The sequence below is a fragment of the Vreelandella sulfidaeris Esulfide1 genome, from assembly GCF_054072535.1.
Window position 1 is genome coordinate 2812765 of the sequence record NZ_CM133364.1, and the last position, 25133, is coordinate 2837897.

28 protein-coding genes are annotated in these 25133 nt (G+C 52.5%); 12 read left to right on the plus strand and 16 right to left on the minus strand.

The features are described 5' to 3' along the window. Positions 1-12: 12 nt before the first annotated feature. From ACW44H_RS13130 to ACW44H_RS13155, 6 genes are all read right to left on the minus strand, one after another. Positions 13-1986, minus strand: a complete 1974-nt coding sequence (locus ACW44H_RS13130; RefSeq protein WP_457504927.1) for an NACHT domain-containing protein — start codon at positions 1984-1986, stop codon at positions 13-15. A 611-nt stretch (positions 1987-2597) separates the two neighbouring features. Continuing rightward, positions 2598-3131 (minus strand): hypothetical protein, encoded by a 534-nt coding sequence (locus ACW44H_RS13135; RefSeq protein ID WP_457504929.1) that lies wholly within the window; start codon positions 3129-3131, stop codon positions 2598-2600. A gap of 181 nt (positions 3132-3312) precedes the next feature. Beyond that, positions 3313-3468 (minus strand): hypothetical protein, encoded by a 156-nt coding sequence (locus ACW44H_RS13140; protein ID WP_457504930.1) that lies wholly within the window; start codon positions 3466-3468, stop codon positions 3313-3315. 271 nt (positions 3469-3739) lie between these two features. Further along, positions 3740-4342 (minus strand): glutathione S-transferase N-terminal domain-containing protein, encoded by a 603-nt coding sequence (locus ACW44H_RS13145; RefSeq protein WP_457504931.1) that lies wholly within the window; start codon positions 4340-4342, stop codon positions 3740-3742. Between the two features lie 2 nt (positions 4343-4344). Further along, positions 4345-5040 (minus strand): haloacid dehalogenase type II, encoded by a 696-nt coding sequence (locus tag ACW44H_RS13150; protein WP_457504932.1) that lies wholly within the window; start codon positions 5038-5040, stop codon positions 4345-4347. A 68-nt stretch (positions 5041-5108) separates the two neighbouring features. After that, entirely contained in the window at positions 5109-5444 is a 336-nt protein-coding gene (locus ACW44H_RS13155) for a zinc ribbon domain-containing protein YjdM (protein WP_457504933.1), read from the minus strand. A gap of 99 nt (positions 5445-5543) precedes the next feature. Between ACW44H_RS13155 and ACW44H_RS13160 the strand changes: the two genes are divergently transcribed. The 6 genes from ACW44H_RS13160 to ACW44H_RS13185 all read left to right on the plus strand — a co-directional run bounded on the left by ACW44H_RS13160 (position 5544) and on the right by ACW44H_RS13185 (position 10609). Further along, positions 5544-5933 (plus strand): ester cyclase, encoded by a 390-nt coding sequence (locus ACW44H_RS13160; protein WP_457504934.1) that lies wholly within the window; start codon positions 5544-5546, stop codon positions 5931-5933. A gap of 250 nt (positions 5934-6183) precedes the next feature. Further along, entirely contained in the window at positions 6184-7029 is an 846-nt protein-coding gene (gene phnC, locus ACW44H_RS13165; RefSeq protein WP_457504935.1) for a phosphonate ABC transporter ATP-binding protein, read from the plus strand. Next, entirely contained in the window at positions 7026-7895 is an 870-nt protein-coding gene (gene phnD, locus ACW44H_RS13170) for a phosphate/phosphite/phosphonate ABC transporter substrate-binding protein (RefSeq protein ID WP_457504936.1), read from the plus strand. Before phnC ends, phnD begins: the two co-directional genes overlap by 4 nt. A gap of 9 nt (positions 7896-7904) precedes the next feature. Further along, entirely contained in the window at positions 7905-8735 is an 831-nt protein-coding gene (phnE, locus tag ACW44H_RS13175; RefSeq protein WP_457504938.1) for a phosphonate ABC transporter, permease protein PhnE, read from the plus strand. A gap of 9 nt (positions 8736-8744) precedes the next feature. Beyond that, on the plus strand, positions 8745-9755 hold the full coding sequence (locus ACW44H_RS13180; protein ID WP_457504940.1) for a phosphonate dehydrogenase: 1011 nt from the start codon (positions 8745-8747) through the stop codon (positions 9753-9755). Continuing rightward, on the plus strand, positions 9749-10609 hold the full coding sequence (locus ACW44H_RS13185) for a LysR family transcriptional regulator (RefSeq protein WP_457504941.1): 861 nt from the start codon (positions 9749-9751) through the stop codon (positions 10607-10609). Before ACW44H_RS13180 ends, ACW44H_RS13185 begins: the two co-directional genes overlap by 7 nt. A gap of 191 nt (positions 10610-10800) precedes the next feature. Here ACW44H_RS13185 and ACW44H_RS13190 read toward each other — a convergent pair whose 3' ends face one another. Together ACW44H_RS13190 and ACW44H_RS13195 are read right to left on the minus strand one after the other, a co-directional pair. After that, positions 10801-11232 (minus strand): GNAT family N-acetyltransferase, encoded by a 432-nt coding sequence (locus tag ACW44H_RS13190; RefSeq protein ID WP_457504943.1) that lies wholly within the window; start codon positions 11230-11232, stop codon positions 10801-10803. Between the two features lie 10 nt (positions 11233-11242). Continuing rightward, positions 11243-11617: a winged helix-turn-helix transcriptional regulator gene (locus ACW44H_RS13195; RefSeq protein ID WP_457504945.1), complete on the minus strand. Its 375-nt coding sequence runs from the start codon at positions 11615-11617 to the stop codon at positions 11243-11245. A gap of 92 nt (positions 11618-11709) precedes the next feature. Here ACW44H_RS13195 and ACW44H_RS13200 point away from each other — a divergent pair, with 92 nt between their 5' ends. Together ACW44H_RS13200 and ACW44H_RS13205 are read left to right on the plus strand one after the other, a co-directional pair. Next, on the plus strand, positions 11710-12036 hold the full coding sequence (locus ACW44H_RS13200; RefSeq protein ID WP_457504947.1) for a nuclear transport factor 2 family protein: 327 nt from the start codon (positions 11710-11712) through the stop codon (positions 12034-12036). After that, a complete protein-coding gene (locus tag ACW44H_RS13205) occupies positions 12036-12809 on the plus strand; it encodes an SDR family oxidoreductase (protein WP_457504948.1) in 774 nt (257 codons plus the stop codon). The genes ACW44H_RS13200 and ACW44H_RS13205 overlap by 1 nt, the downstream gene beginning before the upstream one ends. 192 nt (positions 12810-13001) lie before the next feature. On the opposite strand, the gene ACW44H_RS13210 is transcribed toward ACW44H_RS13205, so the two are convergent. Together ACW44H_RS13210 and ACW44H_RS13215 are read right to left on the minus strand one after the other, a co-directional pair. Beyond that, entirely contained in the window at positions 13002-13469 is a 468-nt protein-coding gene (locus ACW44H_RS13210) for a 2TM domain-containing protein (protein ID WP_457504950.1), read from the minus strand. Between the two features lie 275 nt (positions 13470-13744). Further along, positions 13745-15094, minus strand: a complete 1350-nt coding sequence (locus ACW44H_RS13215) for a carboxylesterase family protein (protein WP_457504951.1) — start codon at positions 15092-15094, stop codon at positions 13745-13747. Positions 15095-15341: 247 nt separating this feature from the next. On the opposite strand from ACW44H_RS13215, the gene ACW44H_RS13220 reads away from it, so the two are divergent. Both ACW44H_RS13220 and ACW44H_RS13225 read left to right on the plus strand, forming a co-directional pair. Further along, entirely contained in the window at positions 15342-15686 is a 345-nt protein-coding gene (locus ACW44H_RS13220; RefSeq protein WP_113269986.1) for a type II toxin-antitoxin system RelE/ParE family toxin, read from the plus strand. A 10-nt stretch (positions 15687-15696) separates the two neighbouring features. Beyond that, on the plus strand, positions 15697-15999 hold the full coding sequence (locus ACW44H_RS13225) for a helix-turn-helix domain-containing protein (protein ID WP_113269985.1): 303 nt from the start codon (positions 15697-15699) through the stop codon (positions 15997-15999). A 311-nt stretch (positions 16000-16310) separates the two neighbouring features. Here the strand turns inward: ACW44H_RS13225 and ACW44H_RS13230 are convergent, their stop codons facing one another. Continuing rightward, positions 16311-17369: a DUF3541 domain-containing protein gene (locus tag ACW44H_RS13230; RefSeq protein ID WP_457504952.1), complete on the minus strand. Its 1059-nt coding sequence runs from the start codon at positions 17367-17369 to the stop codon at positions 16311-16313. 150 nt (positions 17370-17519) lie between these two features. Here ACW44H_RS13230 and ACW44H_RS13235 point away from each other — a divergent pair, with 150 nt between their 5' ends. Beyond that, entirely contained in the window at positions 17520-17705 is a 186-nt protein-coding gene (locus tag ACW44H_RS13235; protein WP_457504953.1) for a hypothetical protein, read from the plus strand. Between the two features lie 88 nt (positions 17706-17793). On the opposite strand, the gene ACW44H_RS13240 is transcribed toward ACW44H_RS13235, so the two are convergent. The 4 genes from ACW44H_RS13240 to trpB all read right to left on the minus strand — a co-directional run bounded on the left by ACW44H_RS13240 (position 17794) and on the right by trpB (position 23264). Continuing rightward, positions 17794-19470, minus strand: coding sequence for a methyl-accepting chemotaxis protein (locus ACW44H_RS13240; protein ID WP_457504954.1), 1677 nt, complete (start codon positions 19468-19470; stop codon positions 17794-17796). Positions 19471-19816: 346 nt separating this feature from the next. Then, positions 19817-20875 carry an SDR family oxidoreductase gene (locus ACW44H_RS13245; protein ID WP_457504955.1) on the minus strand — a complete coding sequence of 353 codons (1059 nt, stop codon included), beginning with the start codon at positions 20873-20875 and terminating at the stop codon, positions 19817-19819. Between the two features lie 299 nt (positions 20876-21174). Continuing rightward, positions 21175-22014: a tryptophan synthase subunit alpha gene (trpA, locus tag ACW44H_RS13250; RefSeq protein ID WP_457504957.1), complete on the minus strand. Its 840-nt coding sequence runs from the start codon at positions 22012-22014 to the stop codon at positions 21175-21177. 23 nt (positions 22015-22037) lie between these two features. Continuing rightward, a complete protein-coding gene (trpB, locus tag ACW44H_RS13255; RefSeq protein ID WP_457504958.1) occupies positions 22038-23264 on the minus strand; it encodes a tryptophan synthase subunit beta in 1227 nt (408 codons plus the stop codon). A 131-nt stretch (positions 23265-23395) separates the two neighbouring features. On the opposite strand from trpB, the gene ACW44H_RS13260 reads away from it, so the two are divergent. Next, the gene (locus ACW44H_RS13260; protein ID WP_457504960.1) at positions 23396-24385 is read left to right on the plus strand and encodes a LysR family transcriptional regulator; all 990 of its coding nucleotides are present in this window, start codon (positions 23396-23398) and stop codon (positions 24383-24385) included. A gap of 30 nt (positions 24386-24415) precedes the next feature. On the opposite strand, the gene ACW44H_RS13265 is transcribed toward ACW44H_RS13260, so the two are convergent. Next, entirely contained in the window at positions 24416-25045 is a 630-nt protein-coding gene (locus tag ACW44H_RS13265; RefSeq protein ID WP_457504962.1) for an SDR family oxidoreductase, read from the minus strand. Positions 25046-25133 lie beyond the last annotated feature (88 nt).

The window sequence follows — 25133 nt, forward strand, 5'->3', positions numbered from 1 at the left end:
ATATAACAATAATTAAAGCAAATCACCGATCAATTCATCAACTCCATTACTGGAATCAAACTCAATACTTTTCAGCTCTAAAATAACTTTTTTATAATCAAGCGCTTTTTGGCCAAAGATTGAAAGCATTTCATTTATTGCTTTAAAATAAACAGAGTTGTTAATAATAAACTTAGGATTATCTTTAACAACATATAACTTATTCTTTTTAATAGAAGGTTTAGACAAAACTTCTCTAAATGAGACTTCCCCCCCTCTACTTTTCTTATTCTTCATAAAAAGATCGGGACATTTATGACTCAAGATATCTACGATCATGCTTTCGCGATTACTCACCATAATACAGTGAATTAAGTATTCATTATTTCGACCTATTGAAAAAAACTGTTGAACTTCATTATTACTTTCATCACACTCCTCTTTTACCACATCTATATCTTTACCTTTGTCATCAAAATTTTCATCGTTAAGCAAATAATCTTTGTCAGCAACCACTTTAAAACCTAACTTACGAACAAAAGAAAAGCTTTTTCTTTTTTCCACTTCTAAAAAACTTATCCTTTTATTAGCAATATCCATATAATTATTATTATGATACTCAACAAAATCACTTAGCACTTCTTTAACAACAGAGGCACGCATTGAACTAAAATCAATGTCAGAACAAAGTTCAAAAACGTTTCTATAGGTCGACCAATTATTAGAATGATAAAAATGCAATAATATTACTTTCTGATTTTCCTTTATATCATTGCAAATAAACATCGAAGAAAAGTATTCCATTAATGACTTATGAGACCACCTGATACTACTACCCTCTTTAATAAAAAGAGGAACTGTTGTTGTTAGGTCTTTAACAAAATTAACGGCACTAGTTTTAACCCCATTAGCTTTTGAAATTATATCACTTACAACTATCTCTAACTCATCTTTTTGGAATTCAATTTTTCCACCATTCTTTAGACACCAGAAACCTAGCCTTCTTAATAGAAAATGAAACTCAGAAGAATCTAATTTAGAAAATTTTGGTCTAACAAACCCAACTTCTTTACTTAAATCATGTGCCTCAAATAAAGCTTCGTATACTTGGGAATAAAACAAATGTTTTTTTTGCGGAATGACGGTTTTATGTCTGTATGCACAAAACAAAAGTGAAACATAAAGAGGAGTTGATAAAAATTCTTTAAGTCCCTCATCCCTACTCTGCTGAATGCCCGATATCAATTTTTTTGAAACATCACTCTTAGGATCGTATTTTGATATTAGTGAAAAAGCTTCTTTTTCACTTAAGGAATTTATTTCGTATCGAGTAAAATCATAAAAATCTGAAAGATAAGATTCTTTTCTTGAAGTAATAAGAATTTTAGGATCGCTCAACTGATCTATAAAAACCCTCAGCTCTTTTATGATATACTCTTTATTATCTACTGAGACTTCATCCAAGCCATCGAATAAATAAACCAAAGGAAGGTCTTTGATTAAATCTTTTGAAAAATTTTCTTTAAGCCCAAACTTTAAAGCAATTTGCTCTGATATAGGTTTTTTTTCAAGCTGTCTCAACTCTATAAAAACAGGTATATATTTCCCTTTTTTTAAAACATTAATAAAAATCTTTTTTGATAGGGTAGATTTACCCATGCCAGCAGAATCATTAACCAAAAACTTACTGTTGCTTTCAAACAAAATTGCTTCATCATCAACAACTATTTCAACATCATCTTCACTTTTTATAGTTAATGGAACATATATATCTTCTAATTTTTTAGGCGTATTTGGATAAGCGATAGTATTAATAGTGGAGCATTTCCCAGCTGCCCATGCAATATACTTCACTGACTCTTTCTCAAAACTTCTTTTATCTATTTTATCTTTAAAATAGTTTGTGACCTGTGAAGTTACGATAGGTTTTATTTTTTCGTTATAAATTTTTTCAGCTATTGGAAAACTTAATCTAATAGCGTCTTCTAATTTAATATCATCTAGCATAAATATCCCTCAAGCATAATATTGCAAAATGAAAATATAACTTCAAGATAAACATATGTTTAAAAATTGTGAATATCTAACTGTAATTCTTTTTATACGGATGCTATCTAACTAAATTGTAATCATGTTGTAACTCCAGCATACCATAATCTAAGCTTCTGATATTCCACTTCTGACAGCCTACAGCCGAGATAAAACAGCGCCACTATAGTGGCGCTATCACCGAGATTGATGAGTCAAGCTTGTTGTTTTTCATCAAGCTCAATGCTCACCTGTTTCAATAACCGCTGTATGTCTGCGAACGCCGCTAAGCTTGCTCTCATCCATCTTGTTGCCAAAATGCTTTTGGCTATCATAGTTATAGTCGCGACATCTATCAGTTTTGTACCCAGCCACCGCTAGGTGCAGCACAAGCAGTAGAAACAGTGTTCGACATTACGGTACACAAAAAAGCAAGGTTCGGAGTTTCAGCACACCGCACTACTGCTACCGCAAACGCCCCACCCATCCTCATCCGGGAGCAGGTCTACACCGGCACCACCCGCGTCCGCGATTGGCTAACGCTTATCGAAGCCACGCGCCTTGTAACTTTTAACTGAACACTATCCAGCCTACGGTAAAGCAATAGATAAACCAGAATTAGGGCCAGGTGGCATACCTAACGCAGTTTCGACCCCAGGTGACGATCGAATATCATTGAGCAGCACATTGGGATCGAAAAATTTTCCTTCCATAACCACTGATTCTGACCGTGGATTATTAGAGTGACGGGCCCGATATACCAATACAGCCCCTTTTTTCTCTTTGATTGCGCGTTGGCAAACCCCTCGTGCATAGAATCGATTGAACTCACCCTCTGCAAGTGTTTCGTTGGCTGTTACAGGGATTTTTGCAATCGTTGTTCCACCCTTCGGTTTTTTACGCTCTTCATGACTTCTCAAGATTCTAAGTTCTAATAAGTTGTCCGCTAGCCAAGCATCGTCGTGAAATCTTGCCGCCTCTTTAAGTATTGACGGCCACTGCTGAACTCCCTCATCATTTAATCTTGGGCTTATATAGAGCGTTCCGCCCTCAATATCACGATCAATCTCTTCAACCATTTGTGAACGAGTGCTCTCATCTAGATTCCTATAATTCAACGCCATGATTCTCTCCTTATATTATTAGGCACCTACCACTTCAACTATTACCAACAACCGCGAGCATTACCGCTGGCGTTTATATTTCTTCTATAAGCTTTTTTAGTAACTACAGATAATAGCGATATATCATTTGTATGCCTTTCAAACGTGAAGTGGGTGGTCGTTTCGGAAAGGGTAAACAAATTCATTCGCACGCCTTTACGTGAAAAATAGTGCCGTGGCAGGTAGTGCGATCGCGTAATTCGAGGGCTTCGATGGAGCCGGCAAGCAGCTTTCCAACAACATGCAACTGCACGTGTTGGTTAGTAGGATGAAGCTCGATGCGTGAGGCATTTTGCATTAGTTTGTCCCTGCGGCGATTTATCGCTCTAGTCATTTAAGACTATCAGCTAAGTTCGTTGAACCCCATGTTTAATTCATTAAACTTTAGGCTACGAGGATGATATGGATCATACTCAGCCCCATTACGTCCTACCACTGCCCTAGGCTAATGCAAAACAGTACGGCTAAAATCTGCCTATTTTGAATATCAGGATGGGGTTGACGCCACCACGAAAACGCCCCGCAGTAGCGAGGCGATGAAGGTAGTAAGTTTATTGGTGGCGGCTCTACTAAACGAATGCAGTCTCCTGAAAACTAGCACGTGCAGTCACACCAGAATGCCAAACCTGCAACTGGGGATACTCTTCTTTCCAGTTCACCTCTGGCAGCCTAAAGACTAGGTAATCCAGCGCCACCGTAATGGCGATGTCGCCCAAGTTGATGGCTGCGGCCTGCTGTTTTCCCCCAAACTCACTGTTCAGCTGTTTCAGCAGCCTCTGAATGGCTCGCGAACGCCGCTGGCCCAGCTCGCTCTCGTCAATCTCTTTGCCATAGTGCTTTCTGGCAATCACGGTCGTGAACGCGGCATCCATCAGGTTTTGGCCCAGCCCCACCAAGTGCAGCACATCCCCCAGGCTGGCGGCTGGCAGCATTGGCGGGTTGGGGCTTACGCTATCCAGGTAAACGGCAATCAGCATGGATTCGCTAAGCGTGGTGCCCTCCTCCGTTACCAGCGCGGGAATGCGCCCGGCGGGGTTGGCTTTTAACAGATCGGCATCGTCTGCCCAAGGGTCGCACCACTTCAGCGTGACGGCATCAGCCAGGCCTTTTTCCAGTAACACGATGCGCACCAGGCGCGCGTAGGGCGAGGTTGCATTTAGGTAGAGTTCCATTGTTATCTCCTTAGCTGCTCACTTAGCTCGACAAGGTCTTCAGCCACAAAATCCCACGCTTCTTCTGCTTCTAAATCTTTGCTCTGGTGGGGGCCATACTCAGTACGCCGGGGTATAAAGGCCGTTTTCATTCCCAATGCACGGGCCGCACGCAGGTCAGCATTATGCGCTGCGCATAGCATTACCTCTTCCGGCGGGAGGCGTAGCAGGCGGCAAGCCCCTAAATAAACCTCAGGGTCAGGCTTGTAATGCTCGAATAACTCGGCGCAAAAAATCATATCCCACGGTAGCTTGGCGTGACGGGCGACATCGACCATTAATGAGACATTACCGTTGGTCAGCGTGGCGATGATGGCGTGCTCTTTCAGGCGTTGTAGGCCCTGTGGCACATCCGGCCAGGGTTCTAATTGGTGCCAAAAGTGATTGACGCGATCAATGGTCGCTTCGTCTAGCGCAATCCCCTGTTGATCGAGTAGTTTGACCAGGCTTTCTCGATGCAGGTCGTCTAATACCGTCCAGGGGATTTCCCCTCTGCGTACCCTGTCCATGGAAGGGGCATAAAGCTGCCGCCATTGATCAGCCAGTTCTTCACTGGGTAGATCAATCCCCCGTTCTTTCTCAAGCCCCCTGAACTGATGAATCAAGCTGGAGCGCCAATCAACAATAGTGCCAAATACGTCAAACACGATGGCTTTCATTCGTATCTCCTTGATGGATGGTTATTGCTGACGGAGTCGTTAGGTGGCAAGAAGAATCCTGGGCTTATTTAGGCTTTTTTCACAAAATGGGCGGTCACCATCATGTCGCCGACGCCGTCGACCTTACAGTCTAGTTGGTGATCCTTGCTGTCCATTAATCGCTTGATCACGGCTTTGGTGCCTACCTTGAGTACCAGTGAGCTGCCTTTGACCTTGAGGTCTTTGATCATCGTTACCTTATCGCCTTCCGCTAGCAGCGTGCCGTGGGCATCTTTTACCGTCACGGTGTCTTCGACCGCAGTCTCATCCGGGTTCCATTCGTGGGCGCATTCTGGGCAGATGAACAGGCGTTGATCTTGATAGACAAATTCAGATTGGCAGTTTGGGCAAGGTGGGCACGGCATGAGTGATGACTTCTGTGGTTTGGTTTAGGCTGATAATGATACTGAGCCAGGGGCATCGTGGCGAATGCCTTCATGCCAGCCCAAGAAAGGAGAACCAGGATGAACAAACGTGACCTGGAAGCGACCTACCGTGATTACATCACCTGCCTCAACAATCAGGACTGGATAAACCTTGGCCAGTTCGTGCATAACGATGCCCACCACAACGGCAGGCGCCTAGGCGTTAATGGTTATCGCGCCATGTTGGAAGCCGATTACGAGCAGATACCGGATCTTCACTTCAATATTGAGCTGCTGGCCGTTGATTCACCGCATATCGCATGCAGGCTGCGATTCGATGTCACCCCCAAAGGTAGTTTCCTCGGCCTTGCGGTAGATGGCAAAAAAGTGACGTTTTGCGAGCACGCGTTCTACCTGCTTAGTGATGGCAAGATTAGGGAGGTCTGGTCGGCAGTTGATAAAACCGCGATTGAGGCGCAGCTTGGTTAGATATTCTGGTTATCACCCTTCACGTACGAATTAAACAGAATAGCGGATTGGTAGGCCCAGCCCTGGTAGGCCTCATTTTGTGCCGATGTTGGTCTAGAGAAGCGTTATCTGAGCCGTTTGACTGACTACCTGCGCTCCCTGGATGGTCATTAACTTATCACCTGAACGACACAGCTTTGTCACTTAGGCGGGCTACCGTTGCATTGTAAGTCACAATCAAGTGAGCTTATACATTGCAGAAGGTGATCCAATGGAGCCTGTTCAATCCTCTGACTTAATGCTCCGCATCGAGAAAATGGGGGTGACCTATCCTGGGAATGTCCTCGCACTCCGCCCCACCACCGTCGATTTCCACAAAGGGGAGTTTACGGTACTACTCGGCCTTTCCGGTGCGGGTAAATCGACATTACTGCGTTCCCTCAACCACTTGGTGGTGCCCAGCACCGGCAAAGTGATCTCGGCCGAGCTAGGTGCGCTCGAAACCCGTTCTACGGTACGCCGCCATCGGTGCAAAACCGCCATGGTTTTCCAGCACCATCAGCTCATTGAACGCCATACGGCGCTCCAGAATGTGCTGACCGGTCGGCTTGCTTACCACAGCACCTGGCGCAGTTTGTTTCCGCTCCCCCGGCAGGAACAGGAGCTTGCCCTGCACTGCCTGGACCGCGTCGGCATGGCCGAAAAAGCGCTTACTCGGGTCGATCAACTCTCCGGCGGGCAGCAGCAAAGAGTGGGTATTGCGCGTGCCTTGGCGCAGCAGCCCGCCATGATCTTGGCGGATGAGCCAGTGGCTAGCCTTGACCCGGCAACCTCTGAGCGAGTGCTTACGTTACTGCGGGATATATGCCGTGAGGATGGTATTACCGCCATTATTTCGCTGCACCAGCTGGAGTACGCCCAGCGGTTTGCTGACCGCATTATCGGGTTAGCGAATGCCCAGATCGTTTTTGATGCGGCCCCTTCACAGTTACAGCAACGCCACTTGAACGAGATCTACCACGGCGCGGCCGGGGCTGTGACCGACACCGCTGAGAGCACCGAACCCAAACTTCCATCCACACATCCTTCCCCGATAAAACTGGAGATTGCCCAATGAAACCGCTATTCAGCTTATTCTTCGCCCTCAGTCTTATGATTGGAATCGTCATGCCGGCCTTGGCGGCGGACGCTGATCCAAACCCGGATCTGTTAAAAGTCGCGCTACTCCCTGATGAAAATGCTTCTGAGCTGATCAAACGCAACGAGCCCTTGAAAGAGTATCTTGAAAGTACCCTTGGCAAGGAAATTGAGTTAATCGTTACCACGGATTACTCCTCCATGATCGAAGCCATGCGCTTTGGTCGCATCGACCTCGCCTACTTCGGCCCGCTCTCTTATGTCATGGCAAGAAGCAAAAGCGAGATCGAACCCTTTGCCGCCATGATTGTAGATGGCAAGCCCACCTACCGCTCCATCATCATTGCCAATGTTGATTCCGGCATTGAGTCCTATGCGGATATCGAAGGCATGAAAATGGCCTATGGCGATCGTGCCTCCACATCAAGCCACTTGATTCCCAAAACCGTGCTGCTTGAATCGGCGGGGCTGGACGCAGGCGAGGACTATGAAGCCCACTTCGTTGGTACCCATGATGCCGTGGCGGTAAACGTGGCCAATGGTAATGCGGATGCAGGCGGGCTTTCGGAAGTGATCTTTGAGCACGTAATGGATCGCGGCCTGATTGATCGCAACCAGGTTAGGGTGTTGGGCCACAGCGGGGAGTTTCCTCAGTATCCCTGGGCGATGCGCTCCAACCTGGACCCTGAACTCAAGCAGCAGATCCAGAATGCTTTCATCAGCATCGATGATGAAGAGATTCTGGACAACCTAAAAGCCGAAGGTTTCGCCGCTATCACTGATTCCGATTACGATGTGATCCGGGAAATGGGTAGTCTGCTCAATCTTGACTTCGCCAAGATGTAAGGGGGCATGATGAATCAATCCAAAACAGCGCCACGGGCCCTTTCATCGCTTTCTCCTGACGCCGTGTTGGACGAACACGCGCGCGGTTGGCGGAGCAAGCTCTTCCAGGCTGGCTCGGTGTTGGCAGTGGTACTCCTGGCGAGTTGGTACGTGGATCTGCTGGATTTTCGCACCCTGGCCAACGGGGTGCCTGCCATCGCGACCCTACTGGGAGAATCACTACCGCCCGACTTTACTAACGCCATGGATTGGATAGCGCCGTTGGTCGATACCCTCGCCATGAGCATTGCCGGTACGGCGATAGCGGTCACCGCTTCGGTACCCCTGGCGTTTCTGGCCGCTCGTAATACCTCGCCCCACCCCATGGTTTTCCATGTGACCCGCACGATGCTAAACGCTCTGCGATCGGTGCCCGAGTTGATTATGGGCATTATCTTCGTTGCTGCCGTGGGGTTTGGCGCCTTGCCGGGCGTGCTTGCGCTCGGCCTTCATTCCATCGGCATGGTGGGTAAATTCTTTGCTGAAGCAATCGAGCATGTCGACCCTGCCCCGGTGGAAGCCGCCGATGCCGCTGGCGCAACGCGGTTACAGGTTCACTGGCACGCGGTGCTCCCGCAGGTGCTTCCGCAGTTTGCCGATGTCTCTATCTACCGCTGGGAATACAACTTCCGCGCCTCTACGGTGATGGGCATGGTGGGGGCCGGCGGGATCGGCTTCGAGCTAATGGGCTCTTTACGCGTCATGCAGTACCAGGAAGTCAGCGCCATCCTGATCGTCATACTCGCCATGGTAACCATGGTGGATAGCCTGAGCGGCTATCTTCGTAAGAAATTCAAGTAAGGAATTCGCATGAAACCAAGGGTTTTCATTACCCACCGGGTACATAACAGCGTGTTGGCAAAGCTGGAACAGCGCTGTGAAGTGATCACCAACCAGTCAGCCACTACCTTGCCCGCCGCCGAGGTAAAAGCCCACGCGGCAACCGCAGACGCCATGATGGTGTTTATGCCGGACCAGGTGAGCGAGGAGTTTCTAGCGGGCTGCCCCCACCTGAAAGTCATCGGCGCCGCCCTGAAGGGTTACGATAATTTCGATGTGGAGGCGTGTACGCTTCGTGGTGTTTGGCTGACCTTCGTGCCGGATCTACTGACGGTGCCAACGGCTGAACTAACCATCGGGCTAACCATTGGCCTTATCCGCCATGTTCGGGTGGCCGACGAGTATGTGCGTTCCGGCCAGTTTAGGGGGTGGCAGCCCATGTTTTATGGGTTGGGGATTGCCGGCGCGACCATGGGTATCGTCGGCATGGGCCCCATCGGCCAGGCAGTGGCAACACGGCTCAAGGGTTGGGGCGCCACCTTGCTCTATTCTCAACCAGACGCCTTGCCCGTCGCTGATGAGGAGGCGCTAGGCGTGACGCGCAAGACGCTTGAGGAGCTTCTTGCGCAATCCGATATTGTCATTCTGGCCTTGCCGCTCACTAAACAAACCCTGCATACCATCAATGCTGCGCGCTTGGCGTTGATGAAACCAGGCGCTTTTCTGGTCAATCCATGCCGGGGCTCGGTCGTAGACGAAGCTGCCGTTTTGGAAGCACTAGCGTCCGGTCAGTTGGGCGGCTACGCAGCGGATGTTTTTGAAATGGAAGATTGGGCAAGGGAGGACCGTCCGCAGGAGATTTGCCCCGAATTGCGGGCCCACCCAAACACGCTATTCACTGCGCACATCGGCTCTGCGGTTCAGGATGTGCGGTTAATGATCGAGCAGCGGGCTGCCGACAATATCCTACAAGCGTTACAAGGAGAACGCCCTCAGGATGCGGCTAATTCACCCATCATCGCTGAGGAGACTCCATGCTGAACTTGGTCTGGTTGAAAAGTTTTACCACCCTGGTTCAGTACCGACGTTTTCAGGCCGCCGCCCAAGCCCTCGGTATCGCGCAACCCACGCTTTCGCTGCATATTCAAAAGCTCGAAGAACAGCTAGGCGCCTTGTTAATACGCCGTAGCAAAACGGGTTGCGAGCCCACCAAAGCAGCCCTGGCGCTGATGCCGCTTGCACTTAGCATGCTGCGATTGGAGGAGCGCGCTCGGGAGGTCGTCAGCGGTACCCGTTTGCGCGTCGGGGCAAGCTCCAACATCGGTATTTACATGCTCCAACCCTACGTGCGCTCGTTCAAAAACATCCCGGCGGCACCTGAGTTGGATCTGGTGATCGATAACAACCCCAACATTGCCAGACAAGTGACCAGCGGCGAGCTGGATATTGCGGTGATGGAGTGGTGGCACCCGAAACCCGGTTTCCAGGCAGTGGATTGGCGACAGGAGCCCGTGGTGTTAATTACTTCGCCCGAGCACCCCTATGCGGAATGGCATGAAATAGACCGGACAACCCTCGCAGGAATGAGCCTGCTGGGCGGTGAACCCGGAACAGGTACTGGCCGGTTGCTGGCGAATTTCTTCGGCGACAAAGGGCCGTTCCCGAATGTTTCGATGCAGCTGGGCAGTACTGAAGCGGTTAAGCAGGCTGTCAAAGCCGGCCTTGGCGTCTCACTGGTGCTGGCGGCTTGCGTCGAAGAGGAGATCCGTGCGGGCACTTTGTGTGCCATCCCGGTCAGTGATGCGGGGCTTGCCAAAAAACTGAGCGTCATTTGCCCGGAGACGCTTGCGCGACAACCACCAGTCTCCACTTTTGTTAGCCATATCTGTCAGTAAGGAGGGATGGACATCTTTAGAGCCAGGGAGGGTATGTGGGCAGCTAAGCAGAGGTGCCATTGAGCCCCGCCCTCGCAAGCTTCGCAGAAACATTACGCGACGCGGGTGGGGTTTGGTGAGGCTCAGCGCACTGATCAGAGAGGTGTGTATAAGGCATGATTGTCGTTATGTCTGTTGCACTAGCGCTGCAGCTAAACGTTCGGATCATCCCCATTCACAAACGAATAGAGCAGAATATCGGATCGGTAGGCCCAGCCCTGGTTGGCCCAGAATTTCTGGGCGGCTTTATTCTCGGGAAGAATCATCAGGTGTGATTTCAGGATGCCTTCACTCTCCAGCGCTTCCAGGCAGAGACTTACCAGTCGTGTAGCAATGCCTAAACGGCGGTGAGAATCCGCTACCGATAAGTGCTGAACATAGCCGCGCTTGCCATCGTGGCCCGCCATGATCGTGCCCACCAGATCTCCTTCTACTTCTGCCACAAAGCTCAGGCCGGGGTTGCGCAGCAGGTATTTCTCGATGCCTTGCCGCGAATCAGCGTCGCGAATCCGCACGCCCTCACTTTCGCTCCATAAGGCAATGGCGGCTTCGTAATCGTTGATGGTCATGGTGCGGTAGTGCATCAGGTGGCTCTCATTGGGTGGCGGCGGTATCTTGATCGTTCTGTTCGGCTGGGTGACTGAAGTGCTCCTTCTGCTCAGCCCATTTCAGCAAGGCATCCAGCGCCGGGCAGAGTGCTTGCCCCCAGTCGGTGAGGCGATACTCCACTTTCGGCGGCACCTGGGGATAGACTTTGCGGGCCACGATGCCATCCGCTTCCAGTTGGCGCAGCTGTTGAGCGAGCATTTTCTGGGAGATGTCTGGGATGAGCTTTTCGAAATCGGAGTAGCGCTGCACTTTTCCATCGAAGAGATGAAAGAGAATAATGAGCTTCCAGCGCCCTTCCAGCATTTTTAATACATTTTCCACATCGCTTGCGGCGGTAGCGGGCGTATAAATCTTTCTCATGGGTAAGCCACTTACCTTTTTGTGCGTTCTTGTTAACGCGTCAGTCTAGGCAGAAGATTCTCGCATATTAACCCTTGCGAGAGATGACCATCATGAGTTTGTCACTGCCAGACGCGATCAGCACTTATTTCCGCATCAGCAACGGGGCGGATGTTAGCCATATTGCGGAATGCTTTACCCACGATGCCTGCGTGTTCGACGAAGGCGAGACGCACCGCGGGCGACCCGCTATTCAAGCGTGGATGCGCGCTACCCGCGAGAAGATTGAGTATCGCGTCGAGCCGGTCAGTGTTTCCCAACAAGGCAACACGATGGTGGTTACCGCCACCGTGACCGGCAACTTCCCCGGCAGCCCGGTGCAACTGGACCACGCTTTCCAGCTTGCTGAGTCGCAAATCCAGTCATTGGAGATCCACTAATGGACCTGAACTTAAACGGACGACGCGTATTGATCACCGGGGGCAGCAAAGGGGTTGGCGCGGCCACGGTGGCCCTCTTTCGCGAGGAAGGCGCGCAGGTACTGACAGCCGCCCGCACCCGCCCCACCGACCTGCCAGATGCGCTGTTTGTTGCTGCTGACCTGACGACGACCGAAGGCTGCGCCACGGTGGTCGATACGGTCAACGAACGTTTGGGCGGCGTGGATATTATCGTGCATGTGCTGGGTGGCTCATCCGCGCCCGGCGGCGGCTTCGCAGCCCTTGGTGAGGCGGTGTGGCAGCGCGAGCTTGATCTCAATCTGTTTCCTGCCGTGCGGCTGGACCGCGCCCTGCTGCCCGGCATGCTGGCCCAGGGTGAAGGCGTCATTATCCACGTGACTTCCATTCAATGTGAGCTGCCCCTGCCCGAGTCGACGACGGCTTACGCGGCGGCCAAAGCGGCGCTATCCACCTATAGCAAAAGCTTGTCCAAGGAGGTGTCGCTTAAAGGGGTGCGCGTGGTTCGCGTGTCGCCGGGCTGGATCGAGACGGAAGCCGCCGTTGCACTGGCCGAGCGCCTTGCCCACGAGGCCGGTACTGATTACGCAGGCGGCAAGCAGATCATCATGAATTCGCTAGGCGGCATCCCGATTGGCCGCCCTTCAAAGCCTGCAGAAGTGGCCAACTTGATTGCGTTTCTGGCGTCACCGCTGGCGGCTACCATTACGGGAACGGAGTATGTGATTGATGGTGGTACTGTGCCGGTTGTTTAACACTAGCAGTAGAGAAGAAGGCGACTAATTTATGGCGCGAATATCGTCGATATCGACTGGCCTTAAGAGCATTGTCTTATAGCGGATCAAGTCTTCTTTCGACATTAAAGGAAGCGTTAGGCTGACCTTCCCCCGAATCAAAACCATAAAGGGCGTATGATTTAGCCCTGTTAATGTCTAGGAGGATATAGGTTACAGCTTTCTTCCTAGCCTTTTTTCAATTTGCTTTTTCTCCCAGTCTGGGCCAAAAAAATTCAACACTTCAAAGGCACTTAAACCATGGCTGATAATCCCTACCCCCCACCCCATGGCCGGCCACCATGCCCACATATAGCCTGTACCAGTCACAAAGTTAATAATAAATATCACTGTAATAACCAATACATAAGAAGTGAGGTGCGTATAAAAATCCTTGATCGCTCTTACTTGTTCTAAAACGGCTTTTTCATTATCTGTTACTTGTATCTCATTGTTCATGTCGGGCTCCCTCTCAAGGTCTGCGACGTTAATTTCAAATACAGCAGCCAACGATTTAAGAGACTCAAGCCCCGGCTTTTGTCCTCCCTCAATTCGCTGGATGGTTCTTACACTTAATCCGCTGAGTTGGGACAACTGGTCTTGAGACCAACCTCGCTGTAACCTAAGTTTTCTAACAATCATCATTGACCCCTTTCTGCTGTTCTGAGAATTACTCTATAGCCCGACATGCACTTAGCGTAACGTCATAAACACGACAGCTGCCTGACACTTCAATATTTTCAAAAAGTTAAAACAAATATTCACAGATCAACATATTGAACCGACACTCTAAGCAAATTCATTAAACGTGTAGTTGCTCAATGAATGACTGTCGGTTGGGACGAACGAGATGGTTGCTCGGCACGCCAAAATTCAGACTAGCCGTAGCGCCTAATCAATAAAAGTATGAGCGAGCGCTAGCTGGCCTGCCACCACTTCACTATTTGCGGTTCAAGCTGGCCGGTGGGCGGTAGCTGCCCATCTCTTGCAAAATCGGCCCATAGGGCACGCAGGCGCTGGCCGTGCTCAAGCAGGGTGGCGTCGTCCACGTCTTTTACCAAGTCGGCATACTGCCAGTTGGCTGGCTCAGCCAGCAGCAGCGGAAGTTCGATCGTGTGTGCGGCGCCAAACGGGTAGCGGCCCTTGCCCCAGTCCAGCCGGTAAACGTAGGCGTTACCTTTCGCTTTCGCATGGCGGCGTGCAAACGTGAGCGCATCACGTTTGTATACCTTGTTCGTCGTGGCAGCCACCATCGCCCTGGAGGCCTGCTCACCCACGAAAGGAAGCTGTCGGATGCGCATCAGCTTTGGTGACATCACCACAAACAGCGCGGTCTCCTCTGCGGTGGTGCCAATAAATACATCATATTTAGGCGCAACGCAGCGCCAGGCAGCATCAATATCGGATTCAGCAGGCAGTGGATAGTGGCCATACTGAGTGCCAAACGGCATGGCCGACTTTAGCCCAAAACCCTTTGCGGCTTCCGCCACTTGGGACTGTGTTCGCAAAATCTCATCCAGGGGGGCATCATCTTTTACGGTGGCAGCTACTTCGCCCATCTTAGTATTCATTTTCGCCCGACCACGGCTAATGCCCAGCGGCGCGCTCTGGATGATGGCACGCTGAAAAAGCCCCTCGGTGCCGTCAGCAATCATCAAATGAGCTGCCGCATCGCCCCCGGCAGAATGACCAAACAAAGTAACGTTGTTAGGGTCGCCTCCCATGGCCGCGATGTTGGTATTAACCCAGCGCAGCGCCGAAATAAGATCCAACAGCCCCAGGTTGGCAGGACGGTTGGCGTAGCCGCCCAAAAAGCCCAGCAGGCCGAGTCGATAGTTCACGGCCACCACGATGACATTCTGTTCAAGCGCGAGCGGGCGCACATCGAATACCGAGAGATCGCCAGCGCCAAACACATAAGAGCCGCCGTGAATCCATACCATTACCGGGCGAGGCGCCGTGGCGGGGCTATCCGGCACGGTCACCGACAAATGCAGCTCACCCTCAACAGAGTGAAACTCCTGTTCGGTAACGCCTAGTGCTTCATTCAGCTCGGGGATAGTGTTTTGCGGCGATGCTGGCGACCACTCGGTGGCCTGGATGGGCGTTGTCGATGGCGGTTCATCAATTGGAGCGCAGAAGCGCTGGGTACGCGCATAGCGGATGCCCGTGGCACGTATAACGCCACGGTCACGCCAGCCGATCACGTCTCCTGCAGGGGTATTAAAACGTGGGGCATTCTGGTCGTTTGGCTCGGTGGCGGGCATAAGGCTCCTTTAAATTTGAAGTAAGCACAGCATGGCACTGTCGCTACGTGCTATGGGTGCGCTTGCTCTATTGTTTATCTTAAAGCACCTCACCCGCTAATCGGAGGCTGAGATTGTCACGGATTAAAGTCGGCTCAGATTGAGCGCGTAGGTAACTGGTAGCTAAAGCACCCACCGAACCCTTAAAAAACCTTGCTAATAGGTTAAAGCCTATATAGCATAAAACCTATAAAACGATGAGGCACTCATGTGGTCAATAGAGCAGACAGATACCTTTGAAACGTGGTTTTTCTCGCTTGAAGAAGCTGACCGGGAGAATGTCCTGGCTTCTCTTCTTCTTTTACGAGAAAGGGGCCCGATGCTCTCACGACCGCATGCTGATACGGTAAACGGCTCGCAGTTTCCCAATATGAAAGAGCTGCGCGTACAGAGCTTTGGCCGCCCTATTAGGGCATTCTTTGCGTTTGACCCAACGCGCACCGGCATCATTTTATGTGCCGGTGATAAAGGCGGGAATGAAAAGCGTTTTTACGATGAAATGATTCCAGTCGCCGACAGAGAGTATGCGGCTCACCTGGAAACGTTAAAGTGAGGTGATCACCATGGCACGCACACTGGAAGACTTACTGGCAAAAGAGAAGCCAGAGATTGTCGCCGCAGCAGAAGCGAAGGCGAGCGACATGCTGTTTGAAATCAGGCTAGCTGAGATTCGTCTATTGGCAGAAAAAACGCAGTCCGAAATTGCGGATGCGATGGGCGTTAAGCAGCCAACCGTAGCGGGGCTTGAAAAGGTTGGCCAGGATATGCGCCTTAGCTCCCTTAAACGCTATGTTGAGGCGTTGGGCGGCCGCGTCCGTGTGGACATTGAGCTTCCCGATGGTAGCCATCACGGCTTCCCCGTTTAATGCCCCTCTTTTCATTTCGCCCTAGCAATATAAACCACGATTGGCGTTGGCCGCCTTAAAGTGGGAGCTTATGCTGTCTTGAGCTGAAGCCTACTTCTATAAATAATGCCCCCACCGCATGTTTTAATTGGGCGCAGCCATTACCGCACGAACCACGGCCCTGCCTCATTACTATTATGCGAAAACGTCTCGCGCCTTCCACATTCCATTAACGCGCCACGGCAGCATCATGCATGCACTGGTCATGCTTGCTCTCTCCGCGGGGTGTAAAAAGCAGTAAACACCTGCGAACCAAAATCAGGCGTTCCAACCTATTCGGCTGAGCGCCCGCCAAGCGCGTCCGAGAGGTCGGGGCCGGGATGCAGGCGGCCCGGCCAGCGCAACACCATGATCGCAAGAACATTGCGGTGTTCACCACCCGCCAGTCCCTTTTCCCCCGTGGCCGAGGGGATGATGCCGCTGGCCGGGTCCACCGCCGCCACCAGCGCCTCACGTACCCGGCCCACCAGTGGGTGGTCCTCGCGGCCAGCCAGCAGGAAGGCCAATGCCACCTCGGCTTGGATGTCGGCCGTGGCCCGGGCCAGGATATCGGCCGTCTCCCGCTCCAGCGCTTCCAGCACCCAAGCGTGCACCTCCGGGTCCACCTTCCGCTGGTAGTAACGGCTGTCAGCGATGACGAAGTGGGTCAGACCATAGAGCCAGTTACGGTACTCGGCATCGTCGAGCCCGGCGACTCGATCAGGCGGGTAGTGGCGTCGGAAGGCTGCCTCCACCTCCCGGCGCAGGTCCATCACGCCAAGTTGGTGCAGGAAGTACGCCTGGTTGGCCACCTGGGCGGCATAGATCCCGATTACCGCCGGGTCGGTCAGGAAGGCCGCCCAATCGATCTTAGCCAGGTAGCCCAGCGCCCGCTCTTGGTCCTCAAGGGCCGGTAGCAAGCCGTGATACTCGGCCTGGACCAGTCGGAACAGCAGCCCGCGAGCGAAGGCGATCTCCCCCCACTCCCCCAGCATGGCGCGCCGGGCTCGCTGCTTGGTCGTGAGCTGCGAGTAGTCGGCAACAATAATCGCCCGGCTGCGGGCAGCCGCGTACCCGGGCTCGGCCAGGCCGACGATGTCCTTCTCGAGTCGCGCCAATAGACGCTCGCTGTAAACATAATTGAGGGCCCGCCAGCGCTGCTCGCCCGTCAGGCGGTAGAGCCGCTGGGCAAAGTGACGCTGCTTGTTCTCGGACAGCGTCGGCAGAGCCCGCTCGTAGACCTCCTGGATGGCCAGACCGGCGTCGCGCTGGACGTCACGCTCCTCATACGGTTCCATGGCGGCGCAGCCGGTCAACGCCAGCACAATCATCAGTGAAAAGAGCTTTTTCATGCCGAACCCTTGGTGGTGTTCACTATCGATAGGCCATCATTGCACAGTCGATGAGCAATGATGTAAAAGCATCCGTGGCACTACCGGCATAAGCTAGGGCTGTGTTTCGAGGTGATGTGACTAATCAGGAGGGGGCGGCATGGGTAACGCTTGGCGATACTAGTGGAAGGTGCGCCCGGTAGTTACCTGATGATTGGCAGCTTAGTCGGCCAACGGATTAAGAACCCCATCATCGTTAAGCGCTTCAATTGGCTGATGGCAGGGTTGCTGATTGCCGTGGCGTTATCGATTGGGGTTGAGCATGTTTGGTTACCGCTTACCTCTTTAGCTAATTAGCGTTGCCAGCCCTGCGCTACGTTTTTCAGTAGTGGCTGGTTGCTCATAAAAAAGCGCCCCGGAGGGCGCTTTTTATTGCTGCTAGCGTTTAAAAAGAGGTCCACTGCTCGGCGTCTTTTTTGCCGCCAATGACATGGGTGGACGGACGTTGACTGACTTGTGGTCGAGTATCGTTACGTTTTACCGCCAAGGGGAGTGCGCGCTGGTCGGTGCTACTAGGCGTGCCTTTGAAGAACGACACCTCTTTTAATAATGACGCTGCTTGGCCTTGCAGTGAACGGCCTGCCGCACTGGACTCTTCTACCAGACTGGCATTTTGCTGGGTGACGCTGTCCATCTGCGACACAGCCGTATTGACTTGCTCAATCCCTTGCGACTGCTCTCGGCTAGCGGTGGCGATCTCTCCCATGAGTACCGTCACGCGCTGCACCCCCGTGACGATATCCTCAAGTGATTTACCCGCTCGGTTAACCAGGCTCGAACCGTTGTCCACTTGATGAATACTTTCTTCAACAAGCTTTTTGATGTCTTTGGCGGCATCGGCACTGCGCCCAGCCAGGTTGCGTACTTCATTGGCGACTACCGCAAACCCACGGCCTTGCTCACCCGCTCGAGCGGCCTCAACCGAGGCATTCAGCGCCAGCAAGTTTGTTTGGAAAGCGATCTCATCGATCAACCCGACGATACCGGCAATCTTGCGGCTTGAGGCATTGATACCCTCCATCGCTTCAATGGCTTGCCCGGCAATCTCTCCTCCGGCATTTGCCTGCTGGCTGACATCGTGTACGAGCTTGTCAGCTTCGGCGGCGTTGTCGGCGTTCTGACGCACGGTCGAGGTGATTTCATCCATCGATGCCGCTGTTTGTTCAATGTTTGCGGCCTGCTCCTGGGTACGGCGACTGAGATCATCCGTTCCCAAGACAATTTCATCGGCGGCGACATTCACGGACTCAGCGTTATTGCGAACGGACATCACCACTTGAGAGAATTTGGCTTCCATCGCCTTCAACGCGCTTAGCATGTCACCAAACTCATCCTTGGAGGTGATATCAATGTCGTTGTCTAGTCTGCCCTGGGCCATGGCATTGGCGAGTTCTTGCGCCTTGGCCAGTGGCGTCATGATTCCTCGTATCAACCATATCGCGAGCAGGATGCCAAAGATGACGGCGATGGCCATCACGCTCATAATAAAGTTGCGTGTCCAGTAATAGTCGTTCAGGGAGTCTTGGTTAGCGTTGTCGGCTTGAACGCTATTACGGTCTATCAGTTCCTGCATCGCCGTTAGAACTTGGGGATATGCGGCACGAAGGGTGGTGGTGGCAATGACTCTTGCGGCATCAAAGTCGTTGTCGATCATTGCCGTGTTGATATCTTCAATGCCGGCACGCAAGCTAGCCAGCGACGAGATGAATCTCTCGGCGATTGCGCGCTCTTCATTGCTGGACACACGATTAGGAAAATAATCCGCCCACGCAGCGTCGATAATAGCGTCGTTCTCAGCGACCTCTTGTTTTGTCGTCAGGGCAGATGCCGGATTACGATCACGCTGTTCAGCGGTTATCTTTACTCGGTTACTGAGCAACGCTTGGTTGATCTTACTCAGGTTTCCCAGTGTAAGCACGTTCCCTTCATAGGTACTGTTGAGAGCATCGTTCGTTTTGCTGAGGCTATAAAGACCGATAGCACCAACAATGATTAACATTAAAATACATACACTTAAACTCACTGCAAGCCGAAGTTTAACGCTTCGATTCATCAATAGCATGGAGGTTATCTCGTAGAAGCCCGCTGCTCTCAGCAACGAGTAGGCCAGAATGGAATCATGCTGAGTATCAACATGAGCTCAATCAAGGCGCATTCTGTTACCAGTCGCGTTGGTATATCGGCTCATATAACGAAAAATTTAATGCTTAGTTCAAAAAATCAGCCAATGACTTACCTCTCAAAGAACCAATCTCTTTCGTGCGCAAACGCCAACTGGCGTACGTAATAGGGAGGCGCAATTCAAAACGAAACGGGGCCTGAACAAATGAATGTCAGACCCCGCGCGGCTATTTTAATAAATAGCTAGAACAGCTTAGAAAAATAACGAGAACAACGTTCAGGACAACTTAGGGATCACCAGCGCCACCGCCCGCGCCGTGTATATTGCCGGTGGTATAGCTTGATTCTGGCGACGCTAGCAGTACGTATGTACCGGCCAGCTCTACCGGCTGGCCTGGGCGGCCAAGCGGCGTGCTTTCGCCAAAGGTTTCCACTGCGTCTTGGGGCTGGCCACCGCTGGGCTGAAGCGGGGTCCAGAACGGCCCGGGCGCAACACCATTGACCCGAATGCCTTGCTCGGCGACCTGCTTTGCCAACGCTTTGGTGAACGCGACGATCGCCGCTTTGGTCATTGAGTAATCGAGTAGGATTTTAGGCGGATCGTAGGCCACCACCGACGTGGTGTTAATAATCACAGACCCAGGCTCCATGTGCGGTATTGCCGCCTGAGTAATCCAATACATGGCATACAGATTGGTCTTCATCGTATCGTCGAAGTCTTCGTGACTAATCTCCATAATCGACGGTTTCCACTGCTGCCGAGCAGCGTTGTTGACCAAGATATCCAGACCACCTAATTGCTGTACCGCCTGCTCTACCAGCTCACTGCAGAACGAGGCATCGCGAAGATCACCAGGGATAGCCACCGCGTTACGCCCTTCCGCTTCAATCAATTGAATGACTTCTTGGGCGTCTGACTCTTCCGCTGGCAGATAATTAATGGCCACATCAGCGCCTTCGCGGGCATAGGCAATCGCCGCTGCACGGCCAATACCGGAGTCCCCACCGGTGATAAGCGCCTTTCTTCCCACTAACCGGCCACTGCCCCGATAACTTTCTTCGCCGTGGTCTGGGCGGGGCGTCATCTCACTGGCAAGCCCTGGCCACTCTAACGGCTGGCGAGGAAACGGTGGTTCAGGGTACTTGTCTCTGGGGTCCTGCATTTGCCAGATGGGGCCTCCTGCGTCATAGGTGTTTGAAGTATTACCAGCATTGCCAGACGGCGATGAAGATGAAGAAGATGATGACTGGGCAAACGCGGGGGCGGCCATCGCAGCAGCCATACCGGTAGCAAGACCACCCACTACTTGGCGGCGAGTAGGGTCAAAAGTGTTGTCGGGCTTCATAGTAATCCCCAATAAGTAATCGTCGTGAATCCATTCTTGGCACATGGCCTAAGACGTGGGTGCTATCCCTGCTAAAGCATGCAATAGGGAAATGCATCAGCTCGAATAAAACTCTATTGACCCTAGTTGGAATAGCGGTGATTACCAAGCGGAGTACTGGCTGAAGCCAAAAAATTAAAAAATGATAGTTAGAAATCCAAGCTACATTAAGCAGCTTTAAAAGTTATGCAGGGTGGATAATAAAAAGAGCAGGCGCGTTGGCCTGCTCTTGTAACCTATCACTCTTTACTGTGCCTATATCAACAGGCTTGCGGCTCACTCACTTCTCGACATGCCCTCACGCTTTCGGCCAGTTCGCTGACGAGAGTGTGTACTCGCTCAACGGCTTCGTCAGCGGTAACGGCATGTTCAATGCAGTCGACTAACGCGGAGCCCACTACCACCGCATCGCTGAAGCGGCCGATGGTCGCGGCCTGTTCGGCGGTGCGGATGCCAAAGCCGACAGCAATGGGGAGTTCGGTATGTTCACGCAGTTGGCCAACCGCGCCTTCCAGCCGCTCCGGCGTAGGTGCGCTGCCGCCAGTCACACCTGCCACCGAGACGTAGTAGATAAACCCGGAGGCGTTGGCCAGTACTTTCGGCAAACGCTTGGCATCGGTGGTTGGTGTGGCCAGGCGGATAAAATCGATGCCGTGCCGGGCCGCTGGCTGGCAGAGTTCTTCGTCGTGCTCGGGGGGAAGGTCAACCACTATCAGGCCATCTACTCCGGCGCGGGCGGCATCTGTTAAAAAGCGCTCGACGCCGTAGCAGAAAATGGGGTTGTAGTAGCCCATCAGCACAATCGGCGTGGTGCTGTTTTCTTCACGGAAGCGGCGCACCATTTCCAGCGTCTTGGCTTGGGTTTGGCCGTTTCCCAGCGCACGCAGGGCGGCTTTTTGAATGGCGGGGCCATCGGCCATGGGGTCGCTAAACGGCATGCCGAGTTCGATGATGTCTACACCCGCAGCAGGCAGCCCGTGCAACAGGCGACGCGAGGTTTCGGCGTCCGGGTCGCCAGCCGTCAGGTAGCTGACCAGCGCCGGGCGATTTTGCTGCTTGAGCGCGGCAAAGCAGTATTCAAGACGAGAGGTGTTATTCATGACAGTCTCCTGGATTGCGCTCATTAGCTTTTGACTCCGAACTTGTCACCCAAGTAATGGGCGACGCTCATCATGTCTTTGTCGCCACGGCCGCTTAGGTTGACCACCATTAAGTGCTCGCGTGGCAGCGTGGGCGCGCGTTTGGCCACTTCGGCCAGTGCGTGGGCGGTTTCCAGGGCGGGGATGATGCCCTCCTGGCGGCAGCATACCTGGAACGCTTCCAGTGCTTCGTCATCAGTCGCGGAGACGTACTCTACCCGCCCCTGCTCGTGCAGCCATGCGTGTTCAGGGCCGATACCGGGGTAATCCAGCCCTGCTGAAATCGAGTGGGCGTCGATAATCTGGCCATCTTCATTTTGCAGCAAGTAGGTGCGGTTGCCGTGCAGTACGCCGGGGGTGCCGCCATTTAAGCTGGCTGCGTGCAGGCCGCTTTTTACGCCCTTCCCACCCGCTTCTACGCCTATCATCTTCACTTCCAGGTCGTCTAGAAACGGATGAAACAACCCCATGGCGTTTGAGCCGCCGCCAATACAGGCCACCAGCGAATCCGGTAGGCGCCCTTCTTTTTCCAGCATCTGCCGGCGGGTTTCGTGGCCGATCACGGCTTGGAAATCACGCACCATGGCGGGGTATGGGTGCGGCCCAGCCACGGTACCGATGATATAGAAGGTGTCGTCGACGTTGGTGACCCAGTCGCGCAGCGCCTCGTTCATGGCGTCTTTTAACGTGCCGGTGCCGGAGGTGACGGGGATCACTTCTGCACCCAGCAGCTTCATGCGGAATACATTGGGCTGCTGGCGTTCGATATCGGTGGTGCCCATGTAGATCACGCAGGATAAACCAAAGCGCGCCGCCACGGTGGCCGTGGCTACGCCGTGCATGCCGGCGCCGGTTTCCGCGATGATGCGTTTTTTGCCCATCTGCTTGGCCAGCAGCACCTGGCCGATGCAGTTGTTAATCTTGTGGGCGCCGGTGTGGTTTAGCTCTTCACGCTTTAAATAGATGCTGGCCCCACCAAAATGCTCGGTCAGCCGTTCGGCGAAGTAGAGCGGGCTGGGGCGCCCTACGTAATCATTCTGGAAGTAGGTTAACTGGCGCTGGAATTCGGGATCGCTTTTTGCGGTGGCATATTCGTCTTGGAGCTCCAGGATCAGCGGCATCAGCGTTTCGGCAACGAAACGACCGCCGAAGCTGCCAAAGAGCCCGTTGGCATTGGGCAAACTTGAAGATAAATTCATTGGTTTATTCATCACGACCTCTGAATGCGATTGAGCTGGGCAATTTAAGATTGTGATGAAGGTAGCGCAGGCAGGCGGTGATAAAAATCGATAAGATGTCAGAAACACGTGAGTTTTAGTCAACTGTCGGACGGGATATACCCATGCAACACAGCATGCCACCGCTTAGCGCCTTGCGCGCCTTTGAAGCCACCGCTCGCTTGGGCAGTGTGACCGCCGCTGCCGATGAGCTAAACGTTACTCATGGCGCGGTTAGCCGCCAGTTAAAGAGTTTGGATGAGTATTTTAACGTTCCGCTCTTTACCAAAATGGGCCGCGGCATTGCGCTTACGCCACATGGGGAAAAGCTACAAAGCGGCGTAGGTGAAGCGTTCACCAGCCTCAAGAATAGTTGCGCAGCACTCAAACGAGATGTAGAAGAGGCGCCCTTTACCCTTGCCTGCCCCGGCAGCCTGCTGGCGCGCTGGCTGATTCCTCGCCTGGACCGCCTGCACCATGAGCTGCCAGAACTAAAACTAAAAGTCGTGGTGAGTGAAAGCGAGCAGCCGGGCGCGCAAACGGATGCCAGCGCCACCTTGGCGTTTTCCGAGCCGCCCTGGCCCATAGGGGTGGAAGTATTCGAGCTGATGGTGGAGCAGATATGCGCGGTGGCAAGCCCGCAGTTGGCGGCACACATTGACCCCGCCGAACCGGCAACGCTATTGGCGAACAAACTCTTATACACTGCCTCGCGCCCTCAGGCATGGCCGCAATGGGCCAGTGCCAAGGGGCTTGAGCTGACTCAACTTGAAGGGGCGCTAAGCAAGAGCCAAGGGTTCGATCACCTTTACTATTTGATGGAAGCGGCCGTGGCGGGTCTGGGTATCGCTATTGCGCCGCGGTTATTAGTAGAAGACGACCTGAAGAGCGGCAGGCTCATCGCACCCTGGGGAAGTATCGAAACCCCCGCCCGGCTCTGTCTGTGGCTGCCTAGCCAGGCCAACAGCCGACGCAGCGAGCCACTGGCGGAGTGGCTCAAGCGGGAGTTGGGGGTATTGAGCACAATAAATGAAACAGAAACGCTGCAAGTATTGCGCAACCATGATCTAGTGCAACAAATCGAGGCTTCCTCAGATACCCACAATCGGAGCTAAGGCTGCCAATCTTTTACTCATAAGACCAATTTAACCAATAAGCTCTTCAATCGAGCGTTTACCATCCAGCAGTAGGTATTCCTGATTAACCACATCGGGGCTTTGCACTACGTGTAATAGCGCATGAGCGACATTAGCACGAGAAATTTGGTTATCGCCCGCCTCGTCAATAGAACTAGCAAACTGCTGAGAGGCGGCTTCATCGGTCAGTCGGCCGGGCTTGAGAATGACATAGGGAACACCACTGTTGCGCAAGTGGGCATCTGCGGCAAATTTCGCGGCCATGTAAGGGCGCATTTTCTCGGGCGCTTCCAGCGGCTGTTCCGCGCGCATGGCGCTGATCATAATGTAACGAGAGAGACCTTTTTGCTTGGCGATATCGGCGGTACGAATAGCACCAAAAAGGTCAACCATTAGGGTTTTGTCCGGTCCGGTGTGGGGGCCTGAGCCCGCCGTGAAAACCACTTGATCGCACCCTTCAAAGGCGTGTTCAAACTCACCTTCTAAGTCAGCCACTACAGTATCGATGCCGTGATCATTAAACCATAATGCTTGCTCTTCACTGCGAACCATCGCCTTGATAGACGTGCCCGCCTGCTGCGCTAGCTCGCAAAATTGCTTGCCAATCTGTCCGTTCGCACCAATCACTAACGTTGTCATAACGCCTCCTTGTGAGTTGCATTCTCTCTATGAATGCAGGCGCCTGAGCGTAATTCAACCCATTGCTGTCCCTTCACTTCACTTAGCT

Coding starts and splice junctions, on each gene's coding strand:
- ACW44H_RS13185 (WP_457504941.1), top strand. CDS start 9,749: ATGCTGAACTTGGTCTGGTTGAAAAGTTTTACCACCCTGGTTCAGTAC.
- trpB (WP_457504958.1), bottom strand. CDS start 23,264: ATGAATAAACCAATGAATTTATCTTCAAGTTTGCCCAATGCCAACGGG.
- ACW44H_RS13195 (WP_457504945.1), bottom strand. CDS start 11,617: ATGAGAAAGATTTATACGCCCGCTACCGCCGCAAGCGATGTGGAAAAT.
- ACW44H_RS13180 (WP_457504940.1), top strand. CDS start 8,745: ATGAAACCAAGGGTTTTCATTACCCACCGGGTACATAACAGCGTGTTG.
- ACW44H_RS13245 (WP_457504955.1), bottom strand. CDS start 20,875: ATGAAGCCCGACAACACTTTTGACCCTACTCGCCGCCAAGTAGTGGGT.
- ACW44H_RS13210 (WP_457504950.1), bottom strand. CDS start 13,469: ATGATTGTTAGAAAACTTAGGTTACAGCGAGGTTGGTCTCAAGACCAG.
- ACW44H_RS13225 (WP_113269985.1), top strand. CDS start 15,697: ATGGCACGCACACTGGAAGACTTACTGGCAAAAGAGAAGCCAGAGATT.
- ACW44H_RS13140 (WP_457504930.1), bottom strand. CDS start 3,468: ATGCAAAATGCCTCACGCATCGAGCTTCATCCTACTAACCAACACGTG.
- ACW44H_RS13135 (WP_457504929.1), bottom strand. CDS start 3,131: ATGGCGTTGAATTATAGGAATCTAGATGAGAGCACTCGTTCACAAATG.
- ACW44H_RS13155 (WP_457504933.1), bottom strand. CDS start 5,444: ATGCCGTGCCCACCTTGCCCAAACTGCCAATCTGAATTTGTCTATCAA.
- ACW44H_RS13145 (WP_457504931.1), bottom strand. CDS start 4,342: ATGGAACTCTACCTAAATGCAACCTCGCCCTACGCGCGCCTGGTGCGC.
- ACW44H_RS13130 (WP_457504927.1), bottom strand. CDS start 1,986: ATGCTAGATGATATTAAATTAGAAGACGCTATTAGATTAAGTTTTCCA.
- ACW44H_RS13220 (WP_113269986.1), top strand. CDS start 15,342: ATGTGGTCAATAGAGCAGACAGATACCTTTGAAACGTGGTTTTTCTCG.
- ACW44H_RS13215 (WP_457504951.1), bottom strand. CDS start 15,094: ATGCCCGCCACCGAGCCAAACGACCAGAATGCCCCACGTTTTAATACC.
- ACW44H_RS13240 (WP_457504954.1), bottom strand. CDS start 19,470: ATGCTATTGATGAATCGAAGCGTTAAACTTCGGCTTGCAGTGAGTTTA.
- phnC (WP_457504935.1), top strand. CDS start 6,184: ATGGAGCCTGTTCAATCCTCTGACTTAATGCTCCGCATCGAGAAAATG.
- ACW44H_RS13265 (WP_457504962.1), bottom strand. CDS start 25,045: ATGACAACGTTAGTGATTGGTGCGAACGGACAGATTGGCAAGCAATTT.
- ACW44H_RS13200 (WP_457504947.1), top strand. CDS start 11,710: ATGAGTTTGTCACTGCCAGACGCGATCAGCACTTATTTCCGCATCAGC.
- ACW44H_RS13205 (WP_457504948.1), top strand. CDS start 12,036: ATGGACCTGAACTTAAACGGACGACGCGTATTGATCACCGGGGGCAGC.
- ACW44H_RS13260 (WP_457504960.1), top strand. CDS start 23,396: ATGCAACACAGCATGCCACCGCTTAGCGCCTTGCGCGCCTTTGAAGCC.
- trpA (WP_457504957.1), bottom strand. CDS start 22,014: ATGAATAACACCTCTCGTCTTGAATACTGCTTTGCCGCGCTCAAGCAG.
- phnE (WP_457504938.1), top strand. CDS start 7,905: ATGAATCAATCCAAAACAGCGCCACGGGCCCTTTCATCGCTTTCTCCT.
- ACW44H_RS13160 (WP_457504934.1), top strand. CDS start 5,544: ATGAACAAACGTGACCTGGAAGCGACCTACCGTGATTACATCACCTGC.
- ACW44H_RS13190 (WP_457504943.1), bottom strand. CDS start 11,232: ATGCACTACCGCACCATGACCATCAACGATTACGAAGCCGCCATTGCC.
- phnD (WP_457504936.1), top strand. CDS start 7,026: ATGAAACCGCTATTCAGCTTATTCTTCGCCCTCAGTCTTATGATTGGA.
- ACW44H_RS13150 (WP_457504932.1), bottom strand. CDS start 5,040: ATGAAAGCCATCGTGTTTGACGTATTTGGCACTATTGTTGATTGGCGC.
- ACW44H_RS13230 (WP_457504952.1), bottom strand. CDS start 17,369: ATGAAAAAGCTCTTTTCACTGATGATTGTGCTGGCGTTGACCGGCTGC.